25 protein-coding genes are annotated in these 23,805 nt (G+C 45.3%); 21 read left to right on the forward strand and 4 right to left on the reverse strand.

Annotated features, from left to right (window positions below):
* Positions 1–18: 18 nt before the first annotated feature.
* The 3 genes from QUB26_RS01005 to QUB26_RS01015 all read left to right on the forward strand — a co-directional run bounded on the left by QUB26_RS01005 (position 19) and on the right by QUB26_RS01015 (position 5,809).
* Positions 19–1,833 (forward strand): CHAT domain-containing protein, encoded by a 1,815-nt coding sequence (locus QUB26_RS01005; protein ID WP_333316196.1) that lies wholly within the window; start codon positions 19–21, stop codon positions 1,831–1,833.
* A gap of 166 nt (positions 1,834–1,999) precedes the next feature.
* A complete protein-coding gene (locus QUB26_RS01010) occupies positions 2,000–2,581 on the forward strand; it encodes a hypothetical protein (protein WP_333154909.1) in 582 nt (193 codons plus the stop codon).
* Positions 2,582–3,307: 726 nt separating this feature from the next.
* Complete coding sequence (locus QUB26_RS01015; protein WP_333240432.1) at positions 3,308–5,809, forward strand: glycosyltransferase family 2 protein; 2,502 nt, start codon at positions 3,308–3,310, stop codon at positions 5,807–5,809.
* Between the two features lie 432 nt (positions 5,810–6,241).
* On the opposite strand, the gene QUB26_RS01020 is transcribed toward QUB26_RS01015, so the two are convergent.
* The gene (locus QUB26_RS01020) at positions 6,242–7,666 is read right to left on the reverse strand and encodes an ABC transporter substrate-binding protein (RefSeq protein ID WP_333240434.1); all 1,425 of its coding nucleotides are present in this window, start codon (positions 7,664–7,666) and stop codon (positions 6,242–6,244) included.
* 949 nt (positions 7,667–8,615) lie between these two features.
* Between QUB26_RS01020 and QUB26_RS01025 the strand changes: the two genes are divergently transcribed.
* The 6 genes from QUB26_RS01025 to QUB26_RS01050 all read left to right on the forward strand — a co-directional run bounded on the left by QUB26_RS01025 (position 8,616) and on the right by QUB26_RS01050 (position 13,449).
* Positions 8,616–9,527 (forward strand): heme A synthase, encoded by a 912-nt coding sequence (locus QUB26_RS01025; RefSeq protein WP_333240437.1) that lies wholly within the window; start codon positions 8,616–8,618, stop codon positions 9,525–9,527.
* Between the two features lie 307 nt (positions 9,528–9,834).
* The gene (locus QUB26_RS01030) at positions 9,835–10,812 is read left to right on the forward strand and encodes a heme o synthase (RefSeq protein ID WP_333240439.1); all 978 of its coding nucleotides are present in this window, start codon (positions 9,835–9,837) and stop codon (positions 10,810–10,812) included.
* Between the two features lie 152 nt (positions 10,813–10,964).
* Positions 10,965–11,204 (forward strand): DUF4926 domain-containing protein, encoded by a 240-nt coding sequence (locus QUB26_RS01035; protein WP_333240441.1) that lies wholly within the window; start codon positions 10,965–10,967, stop codon positions 11,202–11,204.
* Between the two features lie 402 nt (positions 11,205–11,606).
* Positions 11,607–11,957 carry a hypothetical protein gene (locus QUB26_RS01040; RefSeq protein ID WP_333240443.1) on the forward strand — a complete coding sequence of 117 codons (351 nt, stop codon included), beginning with the start codon at positions 11,607–11,609 and terminating at the stop codon, positions 11,955–11,957.
* A 191-nt stretch (positions 11,958–12,148) separates the two neighbouring features.
* On the forward strand, positions 12,149–12,658 hold the full coding sequence (locus QUB26_RS01045) for a hypothetical protein (RefSeq protein ID WP_333240446.1): 510 nt from the start codon (positions 12,149–12,151) through the stop codon (positions 12,656–12,658).
* A gap of 14 nt (positions 12,659–12,672) precedes the next feature.
* The gene (locus tag QUB26_RS01050) at positions 12,673–13,449 is read left to right on the forward strand and encodes a hypothetical protein (RefSeq protein ID WP_333240448.1); all 777 of its coding nucleotides are present in this window, start codon (positions 12,673–12,675) and stop codon (positions 13,447–13,449) included.
* Here QUB26_RS01050 and QUB26_RS01055 read toward each other — a convergent pair.
* Positions 13,446–13,754 carry a hypothetical protein gene (locus tag QUB26_RS01055; protein ID WP_333240450.1) on the reverse strand — a complete coding sequence of 103 codons (309 nt, stop codon included), beginning with the start codon at positions 13,752–13,754 and terminating at the stop codon, positions 13,446–13,448. The genes QUB26_RS01050 and QUB26_RS01055 overlap by 4 nt on opposite strands.
* Here QUB26_RS01055 and QUB26_RS01060 point away from each other — a divergent pair.
* The 7 genes from QUB26_RS01060 (at position 13,753) to QUB26_RS01090 (ending at position 17,137) form a co-directional block, all read left to right on the forward strand.
* Entirely contained in the window at positions 13,753–14,166 is a 414-nt protein-coding gene (locus QUB26_RS01060; protein WP_333240453.1) for a hypothetical protein, read from the forward strand. The two genes, QUB26_RS01055 and QUB26_RS01060, sit on opposite strands and share 2 nt — an antisense overlap.
* 168 nt (positions 14,167–14,334) lie before the next feature.
* Entirely contained in the window at positions 14,335–14,712 is a 378-nt protein-coding gene (locus QUB26_RS01065) for a GIY-YIG nuclease family protein (RefSeq protein WP_333240457.1), read from the forward strand.
* 5 nt (positions 14,713–14,717) lie between these two features.
* Positions 14,718–14,924, forward strand: coding sequence for a hypothetical protein (locus QUB26_RS01070; protein ID WP_333056716.1), 207 nt, complete (start codon positions 14,718–14,720; stop codon positions 14,922–14,924).
* Between the two features lie 163 nt (positions 14,925–15,087).
* Positions 15,088–15,327: a hypothetical protein gene (locus tag QUB26_RS01075; protein WP_333240459.1), complete on the forward strand. Its 240-nt coding sequence runs from the start codon at positions 15,088–15,090 to the stop codon at positions 15,325–15,327.
* The gene (locus QUB26_RS01080) at positions 15,324–15,575 is read left to right on the forward strand and encodes a hypothetical protein (RefSeq protein ID WP_333240460.1); all 252 of its coding nucleotides are present in this window, start codon (positions 15,324–15,326) and stop codon (positions 15,573–15,575) included. The genes QUB26_RS01075 and QUB26_RS01080 overlap by 4 nt, the downstream gene beginning before the upstream one ends.
* A gap of 18 nt (positions 15,576–15,593) precedes the next feature.
* Positions 15,594–16,286 (forward strand): SRPBCC family protein, encoded by a 693-nt coding sequence (locus QUB26_RS01085; protein ID WP_333240462.1) that lies wholly within the window; start codon positions 15,594–15,596, stop codon positions 16,284–16,286.
* 476 nt (positions 16,287–16,762) lie between these two features.
* On the forward strand, positions 16,763–17,137 hold the full coding sequence (locus QUB26_RS01090; RefSeq protein ID WP_333240465.1) for a signal peptidase I: 375 nt from the start codon (positions 16,763–16,765) through the stop codon (positions 17,135–17,137).
* Here the strand turns inward: QUB26_RS01090 and galK are convergent.
* Entirely contained in the window at positions 17,127–18,206 is a 1,080-nt protein-coding gene (galK, locus tag QUB26_RS01095; RefSeq protein ID WP_333240467.1) for a galactokinase, read from the reverse strand. The two genes, QUB26_RS01090 and galK, sit on opposite strands and share 11 nt — an antisense overlap.
* 378 nt (positions 18,207–18,584) lie before the next feature.
* Between galK and rsmA the strand changes: the two genes are divergently transcribed.
* On the forward strand, positions 18,585–19,406 hold the full coding sequence (gene rsmA / locus QUB26_RS01100) for a 16S rRNA (adenine(1518)-N(6)/adenine(1519)-N(6))-dimethyltransferase RsmA (protein ID WP_333209787.1): 822 nt from the start codon (positions 18,585–18,587) through the stop codon (positions 19,404–19,406).
* A gap of 125 nt (positions 19,407–19,531) precedes the next feature.
* On the opposite strand, the gene QUB26_RS01105 is transcribed toward rsmA, so the two are convergent.
* Positions 19,532–21,058 (reverse strand): ATP-binding protein, encoded by a 1,527-nt coding sequence (locus tag QUB26_RS01105; protein ID WP_333240469.1) that lies wholly within the window; start codon positions 21,056–21,058, stop codon positions 19,532–19,534.
* Positions 21,059–21,148: 90 nt separating this feature from the next.
* On the opposite strand from QUB26_RS01105, the gene ispE reads away from it, so the two are divergent.
* The 4 genes from ispE (at position 21,149) to QUB26_RS01125 (ending at position 23,795) form a co-directional block, all read left to right on the forward strand.
* Positions 21,149–22,126, forward strand: a complete 978-nt coding sequence (ispE, locus tag QUB26_RS01110; RefSeq protein WP_333240472.1) for a 4-(cytidine 5'-diphospho)-2-C-methyl-D-erythritol kinase — start codon at positions 21,149–21,151, stop codon at positions 22,124–22,126.
* Between the two features lie 183 nt (positions 22,127–22,309).
* Positions 22,310–22,663: a DUF3082 domain-containing protein gene (locus QUB26_RS01115; RefSeq protein ID WP_333039267.1), complete on the forward strand. Its 354-nt coding sequence runs from the start codon at positions 22,310–22,312 to the stop codon at positions 22,661–22,663.
* 75 nt (positions 22,664–22,738) lie between these two features.
* Positions 22,739–23,365 (forward strand): DUF488 domain-containing protein, encoded by a 627-nt coding sequence (locus tag QUB26_RS01120; protein ID WP_333316198.1) that lies wholly within the window; start codon positions 22,739–22,741, stop codon positions 23,363–23,365.
* Complete coding sequence (locus QUB26_RS01125; protein WP_333240476.1) at positions 23,343–23,795, forward strand: DUF488 domain-containing protein; 453 nt, start codon at positions 23,343–23,345, stop codon at positions 23,793–23,795. Before QUB26_RS01120 ends, QUB26_RS01125 begins: the two co-directional genes overlap by 23 nt.
* Positions 23,796–23,805: the final 10 nt, after the last annotated feature.

The raw sequence follows: 23,805 nt of genomic DNA on the forward strand, positions 1-23,805 counted from the left end.
ACCGAGTGTTTTTTGTGAATGGCGCGCCCTGAAAGTCCTTGCCTCAGTATAGCGATCGCTCGCCTGAGAACCTCTGGGGCAAACCATTTTGCCACTTGGGTTCTACAAGCTCCCTATCCCAGCGGGTACGTTCACCACGATTGTATGTGGCCCGATACCCTCTCCCAATCATGGAAAGCTTGGCAGGAAATGTTTTCGCCCTCCGGGACAATTCACGAATTGCCCCTAAATCCTGATGGCAGTTTGGTCTCGCCGGAAAACAACCAGAATATACTGGCAGAAACTGAACAACGAATACCGACGCCCTCTGTGCCCCTCCACCTCGGTCAAGGGGGGTGGGGCGACAAGGGGGATCAGCATCCGCCTCGGCCACCGGCAAGCTACAGCAGTCGCCTGATGCAGCATTTGGGGATTAATCTTTGGCAGTGGCTGTTTGAAGGGCCGATTCAGGGTAGTCTGCAGGAAAGTAAAGGTATCGCGATCGGGCAAAATCTACCCCTGCGAGTGCGCGTAGACTTGCGCGAACCGTATTTAATTGCTTTACCTTGGGAAATTATGCAGCCTCAAGCTGGTCAACCAGCAATTTCTCTGTCGCAGCAATTGCTTTTTAGCCGCACTACCAGCAATGTTGAACCTTTGCCACCCCTGCATCCTGCGGAGTCGCTCAACATTTTGCTAGTTTTGGGACAAGCAGAACCAGGCGGCGGTGCTAATTCTCAATTTTCCAACAGTAATAACGGTCATTTGCAGTTGGGAGAAGAAGCACTCGCCCTAGCTGGCATTCTGGAAAGTGCTTTTCAAACCGACGACAGCGGCAAATATTTTGACATCAGCGTTCCGACTCGCGTCGATACTCTGATCGAACCTACTCCGGCGGAACTCATTTCTCGGCTGGAAACGCAAGCTTACAACATTCTGTTTTACGCCGGCCACGGGATACCGGGCCCCGACGGCGGTTTGCTGTTTTTGGGGCCGGAAACGGCGATTAATGGCACTGAACTGGCTCAAGTATTAGTTCGGTGCCGCGTGACTCTGGCGGTGTTTAATGCCTGCTGGGGAGCTCAGCCGGCGGTGGAGAGGTGGCACTCAACTAACGGCCAGCAACAGGCGATCGCCCGCAGCAGTTTGGCTGAGGTACTGATCCATCACGGGGTGCCTGCGGTGTTGGGGATGCGGGACTCGATCGCCGATCGTGAGGCCCTGAGTTTTATCCAAACTTTTGCCCAAGCTTTGGCCGGACGGATGTCGATCGATCGGGCAGTTGCCGTCGCCCGACAGCAGCTACTAACGCTTTACAAGTTCAATCAACCGGCTTGGACGCTGCCTGTGCTGTATATGCACCCTGAGTTTGACGGTCAGCTAACTGAGCCGGTTGATGACCTCAAAACTGAGTTGCCTTTAAATTCTTCTACTTGGCTGGGACGGTTGCCGTCTTGTGCTTATTTGCGGGGGCGCGATCGACCCAATGGCAAATCCACCGACTCGAGCAATCAGGTTTGGCCCATTCGCGCGGGTATGGTTCGAGTCGGACGCTGGGAAGAAAACGACGTAGTGATTCGAGAACAGTGGGTTTCTCAAAAACACGCCGAGATTTTCTGTCGCAACACGATCGGAGATAGCCGGGAAGAACCTAGCTACTTCCTGCGCGATTTTTCTCGCTACGGGACTCTAGTTTTGGGATCTGAGGGATGGCAGAGAGTTCACCACCAAGAATTGCTGCTACGCAGCGGGACTCAGCTAAAATTTGGCAGTTCTCAAGGTCAGATTTTTGAGTTCACTATTGAGGTTCCTAAAACTTCGGGCTACAGTGAGACTGATTGCGGAACGAATTAAGGTGCGGGTGTAGCTAATGAAGACAAGCGGCGAGTAGCACAGCAAAGTTCTAGGCGTTAAGTCTCCAGTCTGAATTTAAGAGAGTTACTCACCACTGATAGCTCGGCACTAGCTCTTGGCACAGTCCCCCCTCTGTCTTTTCCTTTTCCCACTTAGGTATTACATCATGGCTACCCAATCTACTGATTCTGAATATTTTCGAGATTCTCAAACTCAGGCCCAGATGGAACTTCTCGCCACAATTGTTCAGACTGATGTTGCTTACCCCTGGAATCCTGCACAGCTTGAATCGGAATCTTATTTAACTGCCCTAGAGCAGGAATTTGCGCTATCTGATTCATTCAGCGACAGCGATATTGCCCTGAAGTCGCAAGTTTTATTTTCGCAATTAGAACAAGTTTGGCTGACGACTGCTCTGCAAAAGTCTTTGCGCGAGAAATTTGCTCGCGTTCCTCAAGATTTTTTGGCCAGCATCGCTCAAAGCGTGCAAAACGCCACTGTTAAGTATCAATCTTTAGCTGACCAAATGGTAGAGTGCGTCTTAGATATTTTGCCTCAGTGGGCTGAGGAAGATTTGCAGGTGTTGGCACGTCCTTTGGCTTATGCCATGCGAGATGTGGATTCGGAAGGGGGAGAATTAGTGATGGCTACTAAAAGACCTTGGGCCCAATTGTCGGAAATAGAACAAGCCAGAGTTAGTTTGGCTGTCGCCCGCTATGCAATCTCGCAATTAGAAATTGCTGATTAGTTTTTGGATGGCTAAATTTTTGTGCTGCGATCGCGGTAATTTTTTTAAATTAATATAAAATTAATCTACCTTTAGTTAGATGTCAAATTCGTCTAATTGTTAAATCCTAGGGATTGCTATAGTTTGATATAGCAATCCTATTTGATTTGTAGACAAGATAATTTTTTTTGAACTATAGCAAGCGGGCCCGACGTTTAGGACTGGGATGTGGCAGCATTTTCAATCAGCTTTTTATGGGCGGCGTCGCAGAAACGGCCCACAAGAAATATTTTTTATGGTGAAACAGGCCCGAAAGCCTGTTGCTGACATTGCTGAAATCCTTGCCGAAGATTGCTTTTGACCCCTCGCCTCCAGGATACCCGCCACGTGATTCATCCGTCCAGAAATAAAAAACCTGTCTCCGATGAAACTTGCCCCCCTAATTGATCCGTGGGGTCAATGCTAAAATCTAAAATCTAAAATCTAAAATCTAAAATCTAAAATCGATTGACTTCTCTCCTCGGTAACTAAAGCCTTATTCCTTCTTGCTTCTGCTATATTTTGCCAGGTTTGGACTTGCTAAGCAGTTTGGCAACCGCAAGCAAGATGAATTATCATACAATGGTCAGAATGTTAAAAAATGTAAAGAGAGTAATTGGGGTGTGTCGGAATTTTCAACTGAATTAAAAAGTGGACAGCAGGAAACCCTTACTGTTGCAGGCACGATCGGGACTTTAAAATTATTTTATGACAACTTCAAGATTTGATTTTCAAGACTTGAAACGCCGCTTTGGGCGGATTTCGCGGGTGCAGACGGCAACGCTAGTCGTGTTGGGGGTGGTTGCTTTCGCAGGTGCGATCGCCGCAGCCTGGTTTGGCAGTGAAGGTACAGTCAGCGGTATTTTTGCCACAATTAACATTTGGCAGCAAAACCCGCCTGTGTGGCTGCAAGTGCCTGCTACGAGCAAGATGTATTTGTTACTGCCGACTTTTATGCTGGTTTCGACCGCTTTAGCTGCAATTAAAATTTCGCCTCAACCGCAGAAATGGTCGCGCGCTGTGGTAGTTGCAATAGTTCTGGCTTTAACGATTCGCTACGTTTTATGGCGATCGCTCGCTACTCTAAATTTAACCGATCCCCTCAACGGTATCTTTAGTTTGGGGCTGTTTTTCCTAGAAATGTTACTGGTTTTTAACAGCAGTATTCAATTGTATTTAATGCTGAGAATGAAAGACCGGCGTCGAGAAGCCGATCGCATGGCAGTTGCAGTTGAAGCTGGAAACTTCACCCCGCCCGTAGATATTTTTATCCCAACTTACAACGAACCGACTTTTATTTTACGGCGCAGTGTAATCGGCTGTCAAGCATTAGATTATCCCAACAAAAAAGTATATTTGCTCGACGATACCAAGCGGCATGAAATCAAGTTGCTAGCAAAAGAACTGGGATGCGAGTATATAACCAGACCCGATAATATTCACGCCAAAGCTGGAAACATCAATCATGCCACAGCCCTAACAAATGGAGAACTAATTGTAGTTTTCGATGCAGATTTTATTCCCACTAAAAACTTTTTAACTCGCACAGTTGGATTTTTTCAAAATCCCGAAATCGCCCTCGTTCAAACACCGCAAAGCTTTTACAATCACGACCCCATCTCCCGGAATTTAGGTTTAGAAAATGTGCTCGCGCCGGAAGAAGAAATCTTTTATCGGCAAATTGAAATCATCAAAGACAGCGCCGACAGCGTAGTTTGTTGCGGTACATCTTTTGTAGTGAGGCGAAGTGCTTTAGAAGCAGCCGGAGGCTTGGTCACAGATTCAATCTGCGAAGATTATTTTACCGGAATTCGGCTGTCAGCAACCGGATATCGCTTAGTTTATTTAGATGAAAAATTGAGTGCTGGTTTGGCGGCTGAAAGTATAGAGGCTCATCTAAATCAAAGGCTACGCTGGGCGCGAGGCACGCTTCAGGCATTTTTTATTGATTCCAATCCTTTAACAATTCGCGGTCTCAGATTCGTACAAAGGCTGTCTCATTTGGAAGGATTGTTGCACTGGTTTACCAGTTTAACCAAGGTTTTATATCTGTTGATACCTTTAGCTTATTCATTTTTTGGCATAATTCCTTTGCGGGCAAGTGCGCGGGAATTGCTGTACTTTTTCCTGCCTTACTATTTGGTGCAACTGACTGTGTTTTCTTGGCTGAACCGCAGATCGGGATCGGCTTTGCTTTCGGATATTTATTCGTTCGTCCAGTGTATTCCTTTAGCGGTGACGGTGGTGAGTTCCATGCTGAATCCGTTTGGAAAAGGGTTTCAGGTGACGCCAAAAGGAATGGCGAGCGATCGCTTTCGTTTTAACTGGAATTTGGGATGGCCTTTGATTGTCTTGTTCGCAGCTACAGCAGTCAGTTTGTGGCACAATTTCAACATTAATTTAGTTAAAAATGTTGGCACCGTACAGTCAATATCAGAAAGTGCAGATTTGTCAAAAAGCCTGGGTTGGGGATGGATTTGGAGCGCGTACAACCTGCTGATGCTGGGGATTGCCTTGCTGATTTTGGTGGATATTCCTAAGCCGGACATTTACGAATGGTTCAATTTACGCAGGGTTGTACAACTGAATATTGGCGGTCAAAGTTTTTGGGGTGTAACCACTGTAATTTCGGAAAGTGGCGCGGAAGTTGCTTTGACACAGTGGCCAAGTTTTGCGGTGAAAAATAAAGGCAGTAAAGAGAGTTTTACAGCAGCAGAGATTTTGCCAAAATATGCCGTTCCGACAACTTTATCCCAGGGTAAAATAAAAGCGCTCCCTCGCAGTGCGACAGTCAAAGCAAGGATATCTGTAGGGCCGTCTGTTGTTGAGTTTGGCACTGAGCGTCCTTTGGCAAAAGGTTTGATTGATTGCGATTCGGCGACTTTGGAAATTATGGAAGAGAACTGTTTTATTCCTGTGGCTAAGATTGAGTTGGTGAGCGATAAATCTCAGTTGGAGTCGAGTTTTCGGGATGAAAAAGAGTGCAGTTTTGCGGAATTTCCGACTGTGCGAATTGCGTTCGATCGCCTGAACATTAGCCAGCACCGCTGTTTGATCGAAATGCTGTATTGTCGCCCGGGCCAGTGGCAGCGACAGGAAACTCCGGGAGAATGGCGATCGTTGTGGCTGTTGTTGAGAATTGCTTTGAAACCGAGGGCTGTTTTTGAGAGGAATAGGGCAGTTAGGGCGATCGCAGTTTCGCAACTTTAGATCGAGTTTCCATCCCGCGCGGCTTGCACCAAACCTTTATCGCGCTAACAAAAAATCCCATCAAGCTGCCCCCGCCAAGGAACAATGGTAGATTTTATAGCAACCGCCAAGACGGTTAGGACTTGTTAGGAATGAGAATTAAATAACTTAGAATTTTGATGGTTCTTGTGGGATGGGCGTCCCGCCCGTCCAGAAAGGGCGGGCGGGACGCCCAACTCACAAACTTGTGTAAATTATTTAATTCGCGATCCTTAATGGCTGACACGATTGATTTTATTGCTTCTTCCTTCTTCCTTCTGCTAAGCTGTTGCGCGTTTAAATTGCATATTCGGGACGGGCTAGAAGCCCATCCCACAATAATTTGAGTGATTTTTGACACACAATTTAAATGGAGAACAGCTTATACATAGACAAATGACCAGAACTTGTTTTTTAATTAATCGGCACAAATTCGTAACCGTAACTGGTGCGATTTCCGGGTTTAACAGTTACTAATTGAACTGCTCGATTACGATCGCCCGAAGGCAAAAACCGAATCGGGCCCGATGCTCCATTTGCCGAAAAATCTGACGCCGATAAAGCTTGTTGAATGCCTGTACGAGTCGGATTGCGCCCTATACCGGCAATTAAGGCGATCGTCGCATCGTAGGCTAAAGCTGTGCGCCAACTTACTTCAGCATTCCAAAGTTGTTTGGATGTTTGGGGAAAGTTGGACTGCGGATCTGCGAGAATGTGCCAAGGAACAGCTAGCACCATATCTGTTGCTCCTGCGCCACCGATTTGCAGTGTTTTAGCAGTATAAGCACCGTCTCCTGCTAGTAAGGGCAGCCGTTTGCCGTTTACTTGCACTACTTGCAAAGCTTGGTCGATCGTGGTTGAATCGGATGCTAACAGAATCACTTCTGCTCCTTGGGCGATCGCACTTTTAACGCTATCGGCGGCATTAAAATTGCCATTAGCAAAGTCAAATTCCAATACTATTTGTCCTCCATCTCCGTAAACAGCCGTCGTGAATTCATCTTTTAAAGATTTGCTGTAACTGCTAGCAGAATTAAAAAATACAGCAGCTTTTTGCTTTTGCAATTTTTCCACCATATAACGGGAAAGAGCATTAGCTGCAAACCGATCGCTCGGCACTGTCCGAAATATATTGTTGGCAACTCCTGAGAGCTGCACTGACGTACTTGTGGGAGAAATTGCTACTAATTGTTTTTGCTGGTAAATCTTGCTAGCTGCTAGCGTTGTATCTGAACCAAAATGCCCAATTACTCCTATAATCTCCGAATTATTTGCTAAAGCAGTAGCAATTTGGGCAGCCATTTCTTGGTTGTTGTCATCCTTAGCAATTAGCACTTTTAATGGAGTCCCGCTAACGCCGCCTCTTTGGTTGATTTCATTTTGAGCTTGAGCTACGCCCCGCAGAATTTCTAGAGCCGCATTGATATCGCCTCCAATGGGAACTGCGGCGGCAATTGTGTAGGATTTCCGATCGCCGATGCGGGCGTTGTTGAGGTAAATTAAGGCTTCTGGATCGTTGCGATTGGTTTTCAGCGAAGCTTGTAAATCGGAAATAGCTGCGTTATAGTTGCCAGAGGCGATCGCCTGTACTGCTGTTTGTTTGGTTGTTGTGGCTTGCTCTGGAATTAACACTTTTTGTCCGGCACTCAGACGCTGCTCAATTGCCTGATCTGACTGCGACGAATTAGTCGGAGGCTTGGGAAATGTCGGATTTTGGGGTGATAAACCCCCGACATTGATGCCGCCTCGGCTTGTCAGCCACCAAATACCTGCACCGGCTAGTCCGATCGTAATTAGGAGGGATAAGATGAGAACAGCAGTTTCATTTTTTTGTGACATAATTTTATATTTTTAGATTTTTGAAATAACGAAGTCATTAGTCATTAGTCATTAGTCATTAGTCATTAGTTATTAGTCATTAGTCATTAGTCATTAGTTATTAGGCTAGATTCAAAAACATTGACCAAGGATAAAAAGTGATTTTAACTTGGCGAGCCAGAATTGATGTATGGTTCGTCAGATAGAGGGATTGGATCTATCAATTGATGATCTCGGAGCAGAGGCACCATGCAAGCCTAAAATCCAGTAGTCACTACTCCCTTATTATATGCGATCGCCCGGACATGATATAATTCAGTAACATTGGCCTAGTAAAAATAGCGATCGCACTGTTTAGTCTGAATGCCTTCAAGGTGGTTCCACCAGAAAAGTGCAGGAATTTTTATAAGTTACCGATTCAAAGATTAGTGAACCCTACCCTGCAAGAGCGCCACTTCCTCCATTCCCAATTTAGTTAAGCAGGCAAGAAATGATAACTGGTGGATTAGATAAAACGCTGAGTGTTGGAACTGAATTATACAATCTAAGGTGAGTAAACCTGAGAACTACCTTGAATAACACCTAGGGGGTAACTCTTCAGTCCTGTATTTAGTTACAAATTTTTACGTTAAAGTTGGGTATATATCATAAACCTTTCAAAAAAAGCTTTTCTTAATGATATCTTTATTTTTCTCCGCGAGGGGGACAGGGAGGGAGGCTGTAACAGCAAAGGGTTCGGTAAAATAATTAAAGTTTGTTGAAATTTATAAAAATAGCTGCAATACTTTGTAATGTAAAGAGGAAAGTTGAAAAATATCTAAAGACAAACTAATTGGATTGCGATGTCGCTAAGGTAGTATATATGACGGTTTGTCACCGAAAAAGAGTGTTAAGCTCAGCTAAGCTCAGCAAAAGTAAAAGCTCGCTATTTCATTAAGTTCGATCGATAACAAAGGCTAAGGTAAAGTTCATGGCAAACTCAGTTTTAAATCAGCCAAAAGCAGCAGGAGTGCAGTGGCAGCCAAAAGATATTATCCGCGGCTTAGTGTGGAAAATTGCGATCGCAACCTGGCTGTTAATGGCAGTAGGCAGCGCCACGCGAGTCATGAATGCGGGGCTCGCTTGCCCCGACTGGCCGCTGTGCTACGGTCAATTAATACCTGCAGCGCAAATGAATTTGCAGGTATTTCTGGAGTGGTTTCACCGGTTGGACGCAGCAGCGATTGGCCTGAGCGCGATCGCACTTTTAGGACTATCTTTGTTTTACCGCAGCCGCCTGCCAAAATGGCTGCCTTGGGCGAGCGCCGGAGCACTATTTTTAATCGTTTTTCAAGGCGTATTGGGCGGCTTGACAGTAACACAACTGCTGAGATTTGACATCGTTACCGCTCACTTGGGAACAGCTTTACTATTTTTTGGCGCCCTGCTAGTCATCGGTTTCATGCTGACTCCCTACGAAGCTACAGGAAATGCAGGCAAATTGGCTTGGGTAAGTTCGATCGCAGCATTATTAGTTTACCTGCAAAGTTTGCTAGGAGCATTAGTAGGCTCTAGATGGGCACTGCACCAATGTTTGGACTCCTCAGAATTGTGCTCGGTAATGAACAGCCACATCGCCGGTATCGTACCAGCTACAGCAGCGACTTTAGCCGTAGCAGTCATGGCTTGGCGGCAGCCTGCACTGAGCCCAAAATTGCGAAAACTGGCTAACTGGGCGAGTGTTTGCCTCATTGCTCAATTAGTTCTGGGATTAGCAACTTTCCGGCTGCACCTTCAGGTAGAACCGCTGACAGTCGCCCACCAAGCAGTCGGTGCTGCTTTGCTGGGAACCCTGATAGCTTTTAGTGTTTTAGCTTGGCGCGATCGAGTTTTATCAGCTTGAGAGTAATATTATGTCCGGTAGCATCGTTATTATTATAATCCAAGGTCTTGTAGGGGCGGGTTCACCATCATTCTCGATAAAAGCCAACAGTTTCCTAAACCCGCCCCGCCCAGACAAGCACCAATCAACCGGACACTCTCTAAAACGCAGATTTATCTATTCCTTGAGTAAGAGAGGGCTGATTTATCTCTCGTCGGTGGGGGCGGGTTTATTAATCCTTTTAGCTACGGCAGATATCTCTCGTAAAACCCGCCCCTACGAACCAATGACAACTAACTGACAACTGAAAACTAACAACTAATAACCGATGCAAGAAGTTCTTACAAACAATAGCCCCCGTCTCCACGAAAACTTTTCGCAAGTCGTGAAAAGTTACTATCAACTAACAAAACCCAGAATTATTTTACTGCTGCTAATCACCACATCAGCAGGAATGTGGATGGCGGCAAAAGGAGAAGTAGATCCGCTATTACTGGTATCAACTATTACGGGAGGCGCTTTAGCTTCTGCGTCGGCGAATACCATTAATTGTGTCTACGACAGCGACATCGATTATATTATGGAGCGCACCCGGTGGCGGCCGATTCCTTCCGGGCGTGTCAAGAAGCGGGATGCTTTGATATTTGCGATCGCCCTAGCTACAATATCCTTTACATTGCTCACAGTTGTTGCCAACTTATTAGCCGCATTACTAGCAATGTCAGGCATCCTTTTCTATGTCCTAATTTACACCCACTGGCTGAAGCGTCACAGCGTGCAAAACATCGTCATCGGGGGTGCAGCAGGGGCGATTCCCCCGCTTGTTGGGTGGGCTGCGGTTACGGGAGATTTGAGTTGGGGTGCGTGGCTGCTGTTTGGAATTATATTCCTGTGGACACCGCCGCATTTTTGGGCATTAGCAATGATGATTCGCGATGAATACAAGGAAGTAGGCGTGCCGATGTTACCCGTAATTGAGGGCGACGAAGAGACAGCCCGCCAAATTTGGATTTACACGCTATTGATGATTCCTGCAACTTTGCTGCTAGTTTATCCCCTGCATTTAGCGGGCGCGGTGTATGCGGGAACAGCTATTTTCCTCGGTGCTATTTTTGCCCAAAAAGCTTGGTTGCTGTTGCAGACTCCAGAGGATAAGATTGTTGCGCGATCGCTCTTCAAATACTCTATTCTGTACCTGATGCTATTGTGTGCCGGAATAGTCGTTGACAGTTTGCCTGTGACTCATAATTTTACTACTGCTGTTGTACAAAACGTGCAAACTTTGATGAGTGCAGTTGTGATGTAGTAATTAGTTAAATAGCAATTATTAAAATGAAACCCGCATCTAGCGGGTTTTGTTTGTTTAGGGTAAAATAGCGAACGCCATTCTCCTATCTGCGTTAATCAGCGGTTAAAAAAGAGCGAATACCTATCCTGTCAATAATTGAGGAGGTTGTGATGACGTTACACGAGTATGATGTTGTTGCCTTGACCGCAGAAATTCAGGCAATCCATAAAGCAACCTCTCAGCCAATTTTGCTCAGACCGGGACAAGTTGGCACTATTCTCATGAGCTTTGAGGATCGCGCTTATCTAGTAGATTTTGCCGATGCTCAAGGTAATACCTATGCAATGGAAACCGTTCCTTCAGAAAAACTCATGCAACTCGTTTATGAGCCACTTCCTGCCTGCGCCTAACCTACAAATAATACTTTACAGAGTATTGAGTTGGAACTGGCGATCGAGGAATTATATCGCGGTGTGAGTGTGGGGCGATAAATGAAGTAAGCGAGAGACAAAGGTTTCAGACGAGTTTAACCAATGTTACAGCAGTCGCCAAGGCGCTTTGGTTATTGAGCCTTTCGACTTTGCTTAGGACTCAACGATCGTAAATGCCTTAACCACTTGGCGGTTGCTATAGTATCCGTTCCTTATCTGTTTGACAGAATCACGGAAACTTTCCGTGTATTCAGAAAAATAGTGTTTTTGTGCAGGCAAGCTCTCCGTATATTTACTGAAATCTGGTAAATGACCTGTAAGTAGTTCATATATCCCGTATAACCTTTTAGATACATTGTTGATTTAGATGGAGAAAAAAATATGTCAGCGTTCGATATGCGTGGTCAAAAAGTGAATTATCAGTACAATTCTGCTGGTAATATCAATTTTGGTAATGTTCAAAATCCAACAGATCTCATCAGTGAGTTGGAAAAACTTAAGGATGAGATATCAAAAGCTGGTGAGGCTCAAGTTATCGATGCTGAGATAGTCACAGATGTTCAATATCAAATTCAGAAGGCTGTCGATCAAGCCAAAAAACCTGAACCAAATAAAAATTCCATATTGGAGCATCTTGGTACAGCGAAGGACTTCCTGAAAAATGCGATTGAGGTTGGTGGTATTATCGCAGGCATCGCAAAATCTATTGAGATGGTTCAACAACTGTTTTAACAGTTGTGACGTTGACAGGTGTTCACGGCGGATAAGCTGTTTTGCATTTAAACTGTATGTCAAGAAATAATCAAAGTCTTGTGGGACGTTGCTCCTAGCCCGTCCCGAATATGCAATTTAAATGCGCGACAGCTTAACAGCTAGCTACGATTTTTAGATGAATAGTCACTGAAGTGAGAAGTTAGAAAATCATGGCCTACGACCAGCGTAATCAACGTGTCCACACACAAGTTAATAACATCAATGTAGAAGCCCAACCATCACCAGATCCCGCTGTTTTATTGAATGAAGGTATTAAATTGTTGGACGTAAAGTCTTATCCGCAATCAATAAACTTATTCAATGATGCAATTAAAGCTAATCCATCAATAGCTTATGTCTACTACTATCTGGCACTAGCATTGCTCAGAGGCAGACGACCCAAAATATTGAAACGTAGTGAAATTGAAGAAATCGATCAATTGTTGGCTACGGCTAGTGCTATGGGTGATTTTGACGCAACTGTTTATTGGTTTCGAGCACTTGTTCGATATGACTATTACGTTGGCAACGGAATGAACTGCCCATCACCATCCATCGAAAGCATATTGGAATTTATTCGTCCTGGTGAGACAAACATTGATAGATTGCGAGCATTGCTAGTAAAACTACCGATGACTGGTAATCAAATGTACATGGATCTTGTAAACCAAATTAACTGATTGGATAAAATTCAATGGAAGCATCCCAAGGTATCGCATTAAGTCAATCCGTTTCGGAGAATGATAAGCGTAAGAGAATCCGCAATTATTTTCAGAAACTTAAGATAAAATGGCAAATCATTCTTATTATTTTCAGCTTCATCTTCCTGCCACATTCCTCTACATTAGGCATGGGTGTAATTTTTCTAATGATAGGAGGAGCATGGTTGTTTATCGAGATTAAACGTATGATGGATGCTCCTGGGGATCTAACCATTGATTCTTGGCTACTTGACGATATCGAAAATCTCAAAAAACGCTCATTGCAGCGTCTCAATATTGAGGAATCTGAATTAATCAGAGACTCGGTTGTAATTCGTGGTCCAATTCTCTGGTCAGTTTATGGTATCCTAAATAAGGAACTCACATGGAAGAAAGGTAAGGATAAGTATATTCGATTTAGCCTCAATGCCGTAACAATCATACATTTAACAGAACACAAACTCAGTTCTTATCAATGTGACTATAACTTCATGAGAGGCGTTCCTGTTAATGAAAGAGATGATGAATTTTATTATCGAGATGTAGTTGCAGTTTCAACTAGAGACGATTCTACTAACTACACATTGCCAAATGGTTTTATCATGAAACAGGCTCAATTTTTTAAGCTGGCGGTAGCAGGTGGGGATAGCATTGAGGTTGTCGTTAATTCATCAGATCTGGTTAAATTTACAGGTGGAGCTATGTTGGACACCGGACTTGATGATGCTCTCAAGGCCTTGCGAAAAGTGCTAAGTGAAAAGAAGATTTAGCAATATAGCAATCCTAAATGAGTCGTAAGTTTTTTACCCCACTTTGCAACCCTCCCCTTGCTAAGGGGAGGGGGCAAGAAATTCACAAATGATTTAGGATTGCTATATACATTTTCTTGAAGTCGCTCTTTCATTCGTTTAATTCCTGCTTCAATGCTAGGGAGTCTTTCTGACAAAGCATTTTTGATAATTTGTCTGAGTGAATCTGGATATTTTGATCGGAGTTTCATCTCAGCCATAGTTTTTGATAATGTGAAAACCCGATCGCTAAAATGATGAATAGATGTTGCTGCCAAGATAACCATGACCACCATCACCCTCAACCTCTCTCCCGAACTCGAACACCAGATCCGCACTGAAGCATCTCGACAGGGCGTTGAACCCGATCGCTACATCCTCAACGCCCTGCAAGAACGCCTCCAGCCTAGACTTCCAACCACCCAACCTACTGAAGCCGACTTGCTGCAACAAATTAACATCGGCTTTAGTGCACAAACCTGGGAAGAATACCATGCCCTCATCGCCAAGCGTCATGCCGAAACCCTGACTCCCCAAGAACACAAGCAACTGATCCAAATGAGCGATCGCCTTGAACAACTCAACGTTACCCGCATTCAAGCCTTAATTCAACTCGCAACCTTCCGCAACCAACCTCTGACGGAGCTCATGCAAACCCTCGGCATCAATCCTCAACCCGATATCGTTGATTATGCCTGAATCCCGCCTCACACAGCAGCAACGACAATTCATTAAACAACGCGCCAATGGTTGCTGCGAGTATTGTCTCAGTACGATCGACAAAAAAACGGTTCAATTCCGTTTATTTGGGAGCTATAACAGAATTTGTGGGAACATGATTTCTGTGCAATTAGCCTTCTTGCTTCCATGCCAACAAACGATTCTGAACTGCAAGCCCAAGCGCGGAGAATTCTAGATGCGATCGCCTTCACTCCTTTCGAGCAATGTCAACCCTTGACCCGTGAGTTTGATAAGATTCCTGCTCGCCCTGGCATCTATGCAGTCAGGCACATAACTGACGGATTACTTTACATCGGTAAAACCAAGAGCCTACGAGGACGCTTCAGTGGCGGGCACAAGGCTTTTTTATGGGCGTGGCTCGATAAGTACAATGACGAGGATGTGCGGATTGCAATGCAATTAATCTCTCACTGTGAAAACCCTGCGTTACTATTGGAGCTAGAAGCCATCATTCTAAGAGCCACTGAACCTCCGTACAACGTTCAAATTCCAACCCAAAGGTGAATGCCATGCAAGCCAAACTTCAAGAACAACTTTCTCCTGCTGATGCCGAAGTTATTTTGGGACGTTTGCCAGAACGAATTAAAGCAGCTCTAATCGCGCGTGCTGCGGAAATTGAATATCCGATCGAAGCGCTGATCGAAATGGCGATCGCCAGTTTTCTCGACACAGAAGCATTAGGTTTCGTAGATTGCAAACCAGGACGCGGGCAGTAAAAGCGACAAGAGCTTTAAACCCCCGTTTTAGTCCGGGGATGAAATGCTCTACAGCAGGCGATCATTACTTTAGGCAGACGCCGGAGCCGCGCCAGGAAAGATACATTTTAAAGAATCTGTTGTTTTCATTACACAACCCCTTATTAGAAAAAGAGTTTCAGCGGTGAACTTAATATCTGCAGAGGAACTCAAAGCACTGGTACAACAATCTCCGGGATTGTGCGTATCAATTTATATGCCAGTCGCTCGCTCAACAGAAATTCAACAAAATCCGATTCGGTTCAAAAATTTAATCAGAGAGGCTGAACACAAAATAGTAGAGTACGGATTTGATAAGAAAGAAGCGGTGGGATTGCTAGAGCCAGTCCGAGCAGAAGCAGCGATAAAATTTCTGCGGATTTGAAAGAAGCTGTTTCGGCTGCTTATTTTGGACGGGTCGATCGACTATTTGTTGCTCTTGGCGTTCAGCAGTGGGGTACTTTTAATCCCGATACTAACGCGGTGCAAATCCACCCCGATGCAGAATTGGGCGACGCTGATTTGTTGAATGCGGCAGCAATTCAAACTATTCTCAACGGCGGAACTGTTTACGCGATGCCGCCGGAACAAGTGCCGGACGAGGCACCTTTAGCTGCTATTTTTCGCTATTAATTCACGAGGTTTAAACCAATGGAATCTACTTCAATGACAAATTCCGACAAACAAAACCAAACTAACACCGGCGATACCGAACGCTGGGCATCTTTAATTGGTGGCGGGGCGCTGGTGCTTTTTGGTTTGTCGCAGCGTTCTTTGAGAGGTGCTTTGCTGGCGGTTGCAGGCGGTGGTTTAGCGGCTCGCGGGCTGGGGGTTGTAGAGGGTTTGCAGTCGGCCGCAGATGCCAATCAAAGCATTAAAGTTGAAAAGACGGTGACGATCGACAAACCGGCTGATGAATTGTACCGTTTATGGCGCAATTTTGAAAACTTGCCTCGGTTTATGAAGCATCTCAAACACGTTACGGTCATCGATGAAACACGTTCTCACTGGATTGCCAGCGCGCCGATGGGCAATAGTGTGGAATGGGATGCAGAGATTGTCCGCGAAGAAGAAAATCGCTTAATTGCTTGGGCGTCTGTGGAAGGATCTGATATTGACAATTCTGGCTTTGTGCGCTTTCAACCGGCACCAGCGGGACGGGGTACAGAGGTAAAAGTTGTCATCGAATACAACCCTCCGGGCGGTGCAATTGGTGCTGGTGCTGCTAAACTATTTGGCGAAGCTCCCGAACAGCAAATTGCAGATGATTTACGTCGCTTTAAGCAGTTGATGGAAGCTGGGGAAATAGCGACTACGGAAGGTCAATCTTCGGGCCGCAAGTAAGTATCGCACTTTTGGTGGTAAGCCCTTGTAGGGACACAGCGAGTGTAGGGACTTAGGCCAAGCCCATAGGTGTTCAACTTAAGCTTTTTGTCCACCAGTCCTCCCGCCCACCCGTTAGTCCGCCAGGGAATGAATTCCCTGTCTCATAGCGAAAGTCCTCTCAAAGAGGACTGAAAAACTCATTAGTCGTCTTCAGACGACTTTAGCTTTGAGGCAGCCAGGGAATGAATTCCCTGTCTAATAGCTAAAGTCCTCTCAAAGAGGACTGAAAAACTCATTAGTCGTCTTCAGACGACTTTAGCTTTGAGGCAGGGGTTTCAACCCCTGTCGGACTGTGGGACTATCGGTTGTACGTTAAGTTGACACCTATGGACTATTAAAGTGTCCCTACGACACGAGCGATCGAGCGGGATGTCCTTGAGTACCAAACGTAGAGTTTGTGCTCTCAAGCTATTTGTTGTTTACCTGATTAGCTGATGTCATCTCAAGTGGTTTTCGGAAATGCGGGCGCTGAAGGTGCAAGTCGGGGCGGTTGGTTTGCGGGTCACTTTATGACGCCGGAAGATGACCCGCGATCGACTTCTGTATTAGAGGTAAAATGGGGCACTCACCCCGCCGGAGATTGTAGGACTCAGTGGGCGGTAAATGCAGAAGCCACGACGCTTTCTATCCTGGTAAAAGGGCGGTTTCGCCTGCAATTTCCAGAGCAAGAAATCTTGCTTTCTCGCGAAGGAGATTATGCTCTCTGGCTGCCGGGAGTGCCTCATTATTGGTCGGCCGAGGAGGAATCGGTAATCGTGACTGTGCGGTGGCCTTCCCTACCGGGAGATAGTTCTGGAGTTAAGAATTAACTTTAATTTCGGGAACCAAAACGCGGCCACTATAACCCGCGCGCTGGTAGCGATCGATCGCCTCGGATGCAATAACACCCGCTTTCCCACTCTCCACCAAGGCTACGCAAGCACCGCCAAAACCTCCGCCCGTCAGCCTTGCGCCGAAAACTCCGGGGATTGACTGCAAGATGGCCGCCAGCGTGTCTACTGCCGGCACCGAAACTTCGTAGTCGTCGCGCTGACTGGCATGGGAAGCATTCATTAACTCGCCAAAACGTTTGGCTGGTAAAGATTTTACCGCTTCGAGTACGCGGTTGTTTTCAGTAACCACGTGCCGCGCTCGTCTTCTGAGGGGTTCCGGCAATACTTCGACAGCTTGGGGATCGGCGATATCCCTGAGAGCTTTAACTCCCAATATCCGCGCGGATTCCTCGCACTCGGCGCGCCGCTGGTTGTAGCCGCTTCCTGCGGCGAGTTGGTGGCTTTCGCCACTGTCAATTATTAAAATTTCTGTGTTTGCGGGAAAAGGTATCGGGCGGCATTCGAGGCTGCGGGTGTCGATTAATAGCATGGTGTTGGTGTCTGCTAAACTCGACGCCATTTGATCCATGATCCCACAGTTCAAGCCGGCATATCGGATTTCGGCTAGCTGTCCGATTTGAGCTAGGCGCACGTCGTCTATGGGGAGGTTCAGCAGGGCGCGCACTCCTCTGAGGGTTGCTATTTCTAAAGCGGCGCTGCTGGACAAACCGGCTCCGATCGGCACAGTCGAGGTAATGTAGAGATTTATTGGCGGTATTTTGTATCCTTCTTTTTCTAAAAGTCTGAGGCAGCCACAGATATAAGTGACAAATTTTTGCGGTATGGTATCGTCGTCTGAATAATTTATCAGTTCGTCATATTCTGCTGAATAAAAATGGTGGCGATCGTCGCTGCTGAAGCCGATTTGTACTGTGGTGCGCTGGGGAATCGCTGTTGGAAGTACAAATCCATCGTTGTAGTCTGTGTGTTCGCCCAGCAGGTTTACTCGGCCGGGGGCGCTGGCTGTGGTTTTGGGTAATGTACCAAATACTCGTTGGAATTTCATTTTTGGGGAAGTGGTAATTGGTTCTTGGTTATTTGTTATTGGTTATAGCAATCCTAAATCATTTGTAAATTTCTTACTCTCTCCCCTTGATAAGGGGAGGGTTGGGGTGGGGTAAAAAATTTACGACTCCTGCAAGGATTGCTATATTTGTTATTGGTTATTTGGAAAAACAGCTATCCCTGTCTCCGTGCCTTCCGTGTTGTGCTGTTGGTAATTGGGAAGAAATAAATTTATTTTTTATCGTTTGTCCTTATTATAGTGCCCAAGTTTTGTGGTTAATTCAACCCCTGTTAACAAAAATAAACATCACCGTAGGTTGGGAAAAGATATTGAGCTGTGATAGAATGACAGGCTAAGATTTCTCCAAAAATTCAAAAAATGCGATCGACCAGACCCCGGAAACAGTTTGCTCAACATTGGCTCAAAAGCGAGAAAGCCTTAGATAAGATTGTGAAAGCGGCTTCTTTGGATGGCGATCGCGTCCTGGAAATTGGGCCGGGCACGGGGATTTTGACTCGACGCTTGCTGCCTGCGGCTGAGTCTGTTGTAGCTGTGGAGATCGATCGAGATTTGTGTCTCAAGCTAGCCAAACAACTCGGCAAAACCGACAATTTTTTATTGCTGCAAGGCGACATCCTGGAAATGGACTTAGAGGCTGAACTAACAGCCTTTCCCAAATTCCAAAATCCCAATAAAGTTGTTGCCAATATCCCTTATAATATTACCGGCCCGATTCTGCAAAAACTGCTGGGAACAATCTCTGTTCCTGCTGCTAAACCCTTCGATGCGATCGTGCTGTTAGTGCAGAAAGAAGTGGCCCAAAGGCTTTACGCTAAACCGGGTTCGACAGCTTTTGGCGCGCTGTCGGTGCGGGTGCAGTATTTAGCAGAATGCGAGTTAATTTGCGATGTGCCGTCTAAAGACTTTTTTCCGCCGCCAAAAGTCGATTCTGCCGTGGTGCGGCTGCTTCCCAGACAGATAGAAACTCCGGCGGTTAATCCGCGCTATTTGGAGAATTTAGTTAAGTTGGGATTTGGTAGCAAGCGCAAGATGCTGCGAAATAATTTGAAAGGGGCTGTGGACTTAGATAAACTCGTTCAATTGCTAGAAGAGTTACAGATAAATCCTCAATCTCGCGCTGAAGATTTAAGCGTGGAGCAATGGGTAAAGTTGAGCAATAATCTTATGTGCGAGGTTTGAAGTTCAGGATTGTGTTAGATACCCGAATTATTAAATAATTCGGAGATATGGGTGTTTTTTTTTTCAACACTTTTACCTGTGACTACTAACAGTTGAATTTAGGTTTTCTGGGATTTCTGAAAGGTTTATTGCAGGCTAATCGGAATTTTAATAATAAATTCTGCACCTTTCCCAGGTGCAGAAATACACTGCAATTCGCCTTGATGTCTTACTGTGATAATTTGATAGCCAATAGATAAACCTAATCCCGTGCCTTTACCTACTGGTTTAGTGGTAAAAAATGGATTGAATAACTGGTTTTTCACCGATTCGATTATTTCTGGCCCGTTGTTGCTAATTCGGATTTCTACCACTTCACTGTCTGAAAGTTGGGTAGAAATTTTGATGATGCGGCTATCAGCTTCATTGGCTGCAATCGACTCGCTGTGGCTGTCATCTTCTAAAGCATCAATAGCATTAGCCAGGATATTCATAAACACTTGATTTAGCTGTCCGGGGTAGCACTCGATTCGGGGTAAATTGCCATATTGTTTGATAACTTGAATATTCGCCAAACCGGGCTTAGCATTCAATCTGCTTTGCAAAATCATCAGTGTGCTGTCAATTCCTTCGTGAACATCGGCTAATTTCATATCGGCTTCGTCATGGCGCGAAAAAACTCGCAGCGACTTGACAATACCGAGAATGCGCTCGGCCCCGTTTTTCATAGAAATTAATATTTTTGGTAGATCATAGATAATAAAATCTAAATCTACAGACTGGAGTTTTTCTTTAAGTGTGGGTAAGGGATTCGGATACTGTTCTTGATAGATATTCACCAATTCTAGCAAACTATCGGCATACTCGCGAGCGTGAGTAACATTCGCGTAAATAAAGTTAATCGGATTGTTGATTTCATGAGCAACCCCAGCGACCAATTGCCCCAAAGATGACATTTTTTCGCTATGAATTAGCTTTGATTGAGCCTGCTTCAATTCAGACAAGGCTTGTTCGAGTTGTTGAGTTTGAGTCTTTAACTCTGCGGTGCGTTCTTCAACTCGAATTTCTAATTCTTCTTTAGCTATTTTTAGTGCAGCTTCGGCTAATTGGCGATCGATAATTTCCGATGCTAGGAGTCGGTTTGCCAATTCTAAATGTTGAGTTTGAGACTTTAACTCTGCGGTGCGTTCCTCAACTCGAATTTCTAATTCTTCTTTAGCTATTTTTAGTGCAGCTTCGGCTAATTGGCGATCGACAATTTCAGCTTCTAGGAGTCGGTTGGCGGATTCTAACTGTGCGGGACTGGGGAGTGCTAGGGCTTGAGGCATTAAGTCTACCAAAAGTATGGCTGTAGCTAATGAAATAAGGGCAGTAATTGCTTTCATTGTTCCTGAAAGCCAATAGTTAGGATGCCAAAGTGTCCAGAGTTCAAATATGTGAGTGATGCCACAGGCGACAATAAAGGCTCCAAATAGGGCAAAGATCCAATTAAAGGGCAAATCTTCGCGTTTGGAAATAAAATAAACCAATGTAATCGGGATGGAAAAATACGCGAGTGCAATGATAGAATCTGAGGCTAGGTGAAGCCAGACTAACGGGGTATGCCAGAGATAGCAGTGGCCGTGAGGAATAAATGGCCCGGAAGTAAAAAAAGTTTTCCACATTTCCTGCATAATATTTCCTTTGAGTTGTGAGAAAATGGACTCTGACTGGTGTCAATTAATTTCAACCAGGGGTTTCTTTCACCTGCGGCTTAATCACCTATGCGTTCATATTCTCTGCTAGCTTCAGCAAAAATCAATCTGTATCTGGAAATCATAGGCGATCGCCCCGACGGATTCCACGAACTGGCGATGGTACTTCAAAGCATAGATTTAGCCGATCGAATTGACTTGCGCGCGATCGGTACGGACACGATTCGCGTGCGCTGCGATCACCCGCAAGTCCCTCCTGATAAGAATAACCTGGCCTACCGGGCGGCGGATTTGTTGGCGAAGCAATTCCCCGATGCTTTGGCGAAATACGGCGGAGTCGAGATTGCCATTCACAAGCAGATTCCAGTGGCGGCGGGGCTTGCAGGCGGTTCGGCCAATGCGGCTGCGGTTTTAGTCGGGATGGATTTGCTGTGGCAATTGGGACTTACTCAGTCGGAGTTGCAAGAGTTGGGGGGAACTTTGGGTTCGGATGTGCCTTTTTGCATTGCGGGAGGTACGGCTTTGGCAACTGGTCGCGGAGATCAACTGTCGCCACTGCCTGATTTGGGTGGCTTTTTTGTGGTTTTGGCAAAGTACCGCAACCTCAGTATTTCTACGGCATGGTCGTATCAAACTTATCGCCAGCAGTTCAGTAGTTCCTATTGTGCAGCGGAAGATTTGGTGTGCCGTCGGCAACGGCTGCATTCGGGCCCGATGGTGGGGGCGATCGCCCAAAAAGATCGATCGAAAATTGGTCAATTACTGCACAACGATTTAGAAAAAGTTGCTTTACCTGTGTACCCGCAGGTGTTGCAGTTGCGGCAGGCTTTTGAGTCGGCGGGGGCTTTGGGAACGATGATGTCGGGTTCCGGGCCGACGGTGTTTGCGCTGGCAGAGTCTTCAGAGCAGGCTCAGCAGGTTTTGGAACGGGTTAAAAGTGCGATCGCTTCTCCAGATTTGGATTTTTGGGTAGCACAGTTTAGCAATACTGGGATTCAGATTTTTTCGGAGGGAAACGAGACGAAACCGCCGATTTCGAGGGTGTAACTCGAAGAGGGTGCGATCGCCATCGCCCGTTAAACCTGTCTAACAGGCGAGGGTAAAGATTAATCTAACTTTTCGCAGAGTCTATTGAGATCGAAGAACTGATAATATGTCATGCAACACCGATTTTAGTTTTGGTGAATTAACCAGAAATCTAAAATCTAAAATCTAAAATCTAAAATCGCCATGACTGATTTAACTAATCCAAATTCTACTTCTAAACCTCTTAGTTCGGCTGGAGATGCAACCTCTGCATCTTCCACGCCGCCGACGATTTTGCGGTGCGTGATGGGTTCCCTGATTGCGGGCGGGTTTGCGGCGGCTTTGTACGCGCTAACTTTGTCTATAGTCCAAACTTTTGCAAATTCCCCCATTCATTCTGACAATGTGACTGCGATTAACATTGGCGCGGCTGTGCGAACTTTAGTCATGGGAATTGTGGCTTTGGGCGCGGGTGTTTTTGCTTTTGCATCTTTGGGTTTGATGCTGCTGGCTGTGCAACTTGTAATTCAAAAGTTGCTAAAGAAACCTACAGCTTGAAGTCTACCAATTGCAAAAATTGGGCTACACAAACTTTCATCCGCAAGGCAAAGACTGCATAGTAAGATCGAAGCAATGGAATTATTTACGATCGGACACTCCAATCTAAGTATTGAAGCGTTTGTTTTGCTGCTGCAAAAACATGGCATTACGGCGGTTGCGGACGTGCGATCGCATCCTTTTAGCCGCTATTTACCTCATTTTAATAAATCCGAAATTAAAGTTTCTCTGTCAAGTGTTGGCATTCAATATGTTTTTTTAGGCAAAGAGTTGGGCGCGAGACCAGAGGATTTAAGCTGTTACGATACTAGCGGCAAAGCTTTATACGATCGCATAGCAGCAACTCCTCTATTTTCCGAAGGAATTCAGCGCTTGCTCAAAGGCGCAGCCAATTATAAAATCTGTTTAATGTGTGCGGAAAAAGACCCGATTACTTGTCATAGGACTATTTTAGTTTGCCAGAAACTCAGAGAATTTAATTTACAAATTCATCACATTCTTTCCGATGGAAAATTAGAATCGCACGAGCATTTAGAAGAAAGACTTTTGAGCAAGTTTAACAAAGGCAAAAAAAATAATGAGCCAATTCAGCTAAGCTTGTTTGAATTAGAGCCTCAAGTTAAACAGGAAATAGTAGATTTAGAAACAGCTTATTATCGTCACGGATTGGAAATCGCTTATGTCACAAAAGAAAGCAATTAATTTATTTACAATTGGTTTTACTCAAAAAAGCGCCGAGCAGTTTTTTGATACTTTGATGAAAGCGGGAGTCCGCAGGGTGATAGATACGCGGCTGAATAATGTATCGCAGTTGGCGGGTTTTGCTAAGCGGAAAGATTTAGAGTATTTTTTGCGAACCATTGGCAATATTGAGTACCTTCACATTCTGGATTTAGCGCCAACTCAAGATATTTTGGATGATTATAAAAAGAAAAAGGGAGATTGGGAGGTTTATGAACAGAAGTTTTTGGGCTTAATGGGCGATCGACAAATTGAACACAAGGTTTCATCGGATATTTTAGACTGCGGGTGTCTGCTTTGTAGCGAACCAAAACCTCATAATTGTCACCGCCGCTTAGTTGCTGAATATCTCAGCGAGAAGTGGAAAAATGTCACAATTAATCATCTTTGATTTAGTGAAA

This window comes from Microcoleus sp. B4-C1, assembly GCF_036705285.1.
Taxonomy (GTDB): Bacteria; Cyanobacteriota; Cyanobacteriia; order Cyanobacteriales; family Microcoleaceae; genus Microcoleus.

Coding starts and splice junctions, on each gene's coding strand:
- QUB26_RS01005 (WP_333316196.1), top strand. CDS start 19: ATGGCGCGCCCTGAAAGTCCTTGCCTCAGTATAGCGATCGCTCGCCTG.
- QUB26_RS01010 (WP_333154909.1), top strand. CDS start 2,000: ATGGCTACCCAATCTACTGATTCTGAATATTTTCGAGATTCTCAAACT.
- QUB26_RS01015 (WP_333240432.1), top strand. CDS start 3,308: ATGACAACTTCAAGATTTGATTTTCAAGACTTGAAACGCCGCTTTGGG.
- QUB26_RS01020 (WP_333240434.1), bottom strand. CDS start 7,666: ATGTCACAAAAAAATGAAACTGCTGTTCTCATCTTATCCCTCCTAATT.
- QUB26_RS01025 (WP_333240437.1), top strand. CDS start 8,616: ATGGCAAACTCAGTTTTAAATCAGCCAAAAGCAGCAGGAGTGCAGTGG.
- QUB26_RS01030 (WP_333240439.1), top strand. CDS start 9,835: ATGCAAGAAGTTCTTACAAACAATAGCCCCCGTCTCCACGAAAACTTT.
- QUB26_RS01035 (WP_333240441.1), top strand. CDS start 10,965: ATGACGTTACACGAGTATGATGTTGTTGCCTTGACCGCAGAAATTCAG.
- QUB26_RS01040 (WP_333240443.1), top strand. CDS start 11,607: ATGTCAGCGTTCGATATGCGTGGTCAAAAAGTGAATTATCAGTACAAT.
- QUB26_RS01045 (WP_333240446.1), top strand. CDS start 12,149: ATGGCCTACGACCAGCGTAATCAACGTGTCCACACACAAGTTAATAAC.
- QUB26_RS01050 (WP_333240448.1), top strand. CDS start 12,673: ATGGAAGCATCCCAAGGTATCGCATTAAGTCAATCCGTTTCGGAGAAT.
- QUB26_RS01060 (WP_333240453.1), top strand. CDS start 13,753: ATGACCACCATCACCCTCAACCTCTCTCCCGAACTCGAACACCAGATC.
- QUB26_RS01055 (WP_333240450.1), bottom strand. CDS start 13,754: ATGGTTATCTTGGCAGCAACATCTATTCATCATTTTAGCGATCGGGTT.
- QUB26_RS01065 (WP_333240457.1), top strand. CDS start 14,335: ATGCCAACAAACGATTCTGAACTGCAAGCCCAAGCGCGGAGAATTCTA.
- QUB26_RS01070 (WP_333056716.1), top strand. CDS start 14,718: ATGCAAGCCAAACTTCAAGAACAACTTTCTCCTGCTGATGCCGAAGTT.
- QUB26_RS01085 (WP_333240462.1), top strand. CDS start 15,594: ATGGAATCTACTTCAATGACAAATTCCGACAAACAAAACCAAACTAAC.
- QUB26_RS01090 (WP_333240465.1), top strand. CDS start 16,763: ATGTCATCTCAAGTGGTTTTCGGAAATGCGGGCGCTGAAGGTGCAAGT.
- galK (WP_333240467.1), bottom strand. CDS start 18,206: ATGAAATTCCAACGAGTATTTGGTACATTACCCAAAACCACAGCCAGC.
- rsmA (WP_333209787.1), top strand. CDS start 18,585: ATGCGATCGACCAGACCCCGGAAACAGTTTGCTCAACATTGGCTCAAA.
- QUB26_RS01105 (WP_333240469.1), bottom strand. CDS start 21,058: ATGCAGGAAATGTGGAAAACTTTTTTTACTTCCGGGCCATTTATTCCT.
- ispE (WP_333240472.1), top strand. CDS start 21,149: ATGCGTTCATATTCTCTGCTAGCTTCAGCAAAAATCAATCTGTATCTG.
- QUB26_RS01115 (WP_333039267.1), top strand. CDS start 22,310: ATGACTGATTTAACTAATCCAAATTCTACTTCTAAACCTCTTAGTTCG.
- QUB26_RS01120 (WP_333316198.1), top strand. CDS start 22,739: ATGGAATTATTTACGATCGGACACTCCAATCTAAGTATTGAAGCGTTT.
- QUB26_RS01125 (WP_333240476.1), top strand. CDS start 23,343: ATGTCACAAAAGAAAGCAATTAATTTATTTACAATTGGTTTTACTCAA.